At 58.9% G+C, this 3,463-nt stretch carries 2 rRNA genes; both read left to right on the forward strand.

Annotated features, from left to right (window positions below):
• Positions 1–80 precede the first annotated feature (80 nt).
• Positions 81–3,210: ribosomal RNA gene (locus ACI78T_RS20790) — 23S ribosomal RNA — on the forward strand.
• Positions 3,211–3,339: 129 nt separating this feature from the next.
• A 5S ribosomal RNA gene (gene rrf, locus ACI78T_RS20795) occupies positions 3,340–3,456 on the forward strand.
• Positions 3,457–3,463: the final 7 nt, after the last annotated feature.

Consider the following 3,463-nt stretch of genomic DNA (forward strand, 5'->3'; position numbering starts at 1 on the left):
TTTTGACTCTGATTGCAGAGTTCTTGTAGGCCCGCACAGCAAGTGTCCTTCCGGGCGCTGGTTGTGCGGTGTTTTTGTGTGGCCAAGTTGTTAAGGGCGCACGGTGGATGCCTTGGCACCAGGAGCCGATGAAGGACGTAGGAGGCTGCGATAAGCCTCGGGGAGCTGTCAACCGAGCGTTGATCCGAGGATTTCCGAATGGGGGAACCCCGCACCAGTCATGTGGTGTGACCCGCGCTTGAACACATAGGGCGTGTGGAGGGAACGTGGGGAAGTGAAACATCTCAGTACCCACAGGAAGAGAAAACAACCGTGATTCCGTGAGTAGTGGCGAGCGAAAGCGGATGAGGCTAAACCGTTTCCATGTGATACCCGGCAGGGGTTGTGGGAGCGGGGTCGTGGGACGGCTCAGTCAGTTCTGCCGGACTGGCGGGGAGTGAGAAAGCAGCGTCGTTAGTGGAAGGCCTCTGGAAGGGGTCGCCGTAGAGGGTGAGAGCCCCGTACACGAAAACGCGTTGCCTCCCGAGCATGTTTCCCAAGTAGCACCGAGCCCGTGAAATTCGGTGTGAATCTGGCGGGACCACCCGCTAAGCCTGAATACTCCCTGGTGACCGATAGCGGACAAGTACCGTGAGGGAAAGGTGAAAAGTACCCCGGGAGGGGAGTGAAATAGTACCTGAAACCGTGTGCCTACAAGCCGTGAGAGCCTTAAGCCTTCGGGCTGGGGTGATTGCGTGCCTTTTGAAGAATGAGCCTGCGAGTTAGTGGTACGTGGCGAGGTTAACCCGTGGGGGGTAGCCGTAGCGAAAGCGAGTCCGAACAGGGCGACACAGTCGCGTGCCCTAGACCCGAAGCCGAGTGATCTACCCATGGCCAGGTTGAAGCGCGGGTAAGACCGCGTGGAGGACCGAACCCACCAGGGTTGAAAACCTGGGGGATGAGCTGTGGGTAGGGGTGAAAGGCCAATCAAACTCGGTGATAGCTGGTTCTCCCCGAAATGCATTTAGGTGCAGCGTCACGTGTTTCTTGCCGGAGGTAGAGCACTGGATGGCCGATGGGCCCCACAAGGTTACTGACGTCAACCAAACTCCGAATGCCGGTAAGTGAGAGCGTGGCAGTGAGACTGCGGGCGATAAGGTTCGTAGTCGAGAGGGAAACAGCCCAGATCATCGGCTAAGGCCCCTAAGCGTGTGCTAAGTGGAAAAGGATGTGGAGTCGCAGAGACAACCAGGAGGTTGGCTTAGAAGCAGCCACCCTTGAAAGAGTGCGTAATAGCTCACTGGTCAAGTGATTCCGCGCCGACAATGTAGCGGGGCTCAAGCACACCGCCGAAGCCGTGGCATTCACACATGTCCCCGCCGGTCCTCTTGAAGGGCCGGCCAGGGGTGTGGATGGGTAGGGGAGCGTCGTGTGGCGGTCGAAGCGGCGGAGTGATCCAGCCGTGGACGCCACGCGAGTGAGAATGCAGGCATGAGTAGCGAGAGGGGAGTGAGAACCTCCCCCGCCGGAAGACCAAGGGTTCCTGGGCCAGGCTAATCCGCCCAGGGTGAGTCGGGACCTAAGGCGAGGCCGACAGGCGTAGTCGATGGACAACGGGTTGATATTCCCGTACCCGCGAAGGAACGCCCATGCTGAACCCAGCGATGCTAACCGCCCGAACGCCCGTGACCAGCTCTTTCGAGGGTTGGCTCGGGTTCTAGCGCGGGACCCGGACTGGTAGTAGGCAAGCGATGGGGTGACGCAGGAAGGTAGTCCTACCGGTGAGTGGTAGTACCGGTGCAAGGGTGTGGCCCGCGGAATAGGCAAATCCGTTCCGCACGAGGGTGAGGCCTGACGCATAGCCGAATGAGGCGAATTGGATGATCCTATGCTGCCGAGAAAAGCCTCTAGCGAGTTCCGAGCGGCCCGTACCCCAAACCAACTCAGGTGGTCAGGTAGAGAATACCGAGGCGATCGAGCGAACTGTGGTTAAGGAACTCGGCAAAATGCCCCCGTAACTTCGGGAGAAGGGGGACCCCTTCCCGTGAACCGCCTTGCGCGGGGTAGCGGAGGGGGGTCGCAGAGACCAGTGAGAAGCGACTGTTTACTAAAAACACAGGTCCGTGCGAAGTCGTAAGACGATGTATACGGACTGACGCCTGCCCGGTGCTGGAACGTTAAGGGGACGGGTTAGCTCTTCGGGGCGAAGCTCAGAACTCAAGCGCCAGTAAACGGCGGTGGTAACTATAACCATCCTAAGGTAGCGAAATTCCTTGTCGGGTAAGTTCCGACCTGCACGAATGGCGTAACGACTTCTCAGCTGTCTCAACCACAGGCTCGGCGAAATTGCACTACGAGTAAAGATGCTCGTTACGCGCGGCAGGACGGAAAGACCCCGGGACCTTTACTATAGCTTGATATTGGTGTTCGGTTCGGCTTGTGTAGGATAGGTGGGAGACTGTGAAGCGGGCACGCCAGTGTCCGTGGAGTCGCCGTTGAAATACCACTCTGGTCGAATTGGATGTCTAACCTCGGTCCGTGATCCGGATCAGGGACAGTGTCAGGTGGGTAGTTTAACTGGGGCGGTTGCCTCCCAAAATGTAACGGAGGCGCCCAAAGGTTCCCTCAGCCTGGTTGGCAATCAGGTGTCGAGTGCAAGTGCACAAGGGAGCTTGACTGTGAGACCGACGGGTCGAGCAGGAGCGAAAGCTGGGACTAGTGACCCGGCACCGGCATGTGGAAGCGGTGTCGCTCAACGGATAAAAGGTACCCCGGGGATAACAGGCTGATCTTCCCCAAGAGTCCATATCGACGGGATGGTTTGGCACCTCGATGTCGGCTCGTCGCATCCTGGGGCTGGAGTAGGTCCCAAGGGTTGGGCTGTTCGCCCATTAAAGCGGTACGCGAGCTGGGTTTAGAACGTCGTGAGACAGTTCGGTCCCTATCCGCCGTGCGCGTAAGAGACTTGAGAAGAGCTGTCCCTAGTACGAGAGGACCGGGACGGACGAACCTCTGGTGTGCCAGTTGTACCGCCAGGTGCACTGCTGGTTGGCTACGTTCGGCAGGGATAACCGCTGAAAGCATCTAAGCGGGAAGCTCGCTTCAAGATGAGGTCTCTCACCGGGACAACCGGGTAAGGCCCCCGCCCAGACCAGCGGGTTGATAGGCCGGAAGTGGAAGCACCGCAAGGTGTGGAGCTGACCGGTACTAACAGGCCGAGGACTTGACCACACACACCCCCTCCCGGGGGTGCGGGAACACGGTCACAGTCACTTAACGAAGAATGCTTCGCGTCCACTGTGCGGTTCTGAACACCCAACCAGCCGAACACACCTGGCGGGTTGCACATGTTCACAGAGTTACGGCGGCCATGGCGAGAGGGAAACGCCCGGCAACATTCCGAACCCGGAAGCTAAGCCTCTCAGCGCCGATGGTACTGCCCTGGAGACGGGGTGGGAGAGTAGGACGCCGCCGGACAACCATT

Source organism: Blastococcus sp. SYSU D00922 (assembly GCF_054050495.1).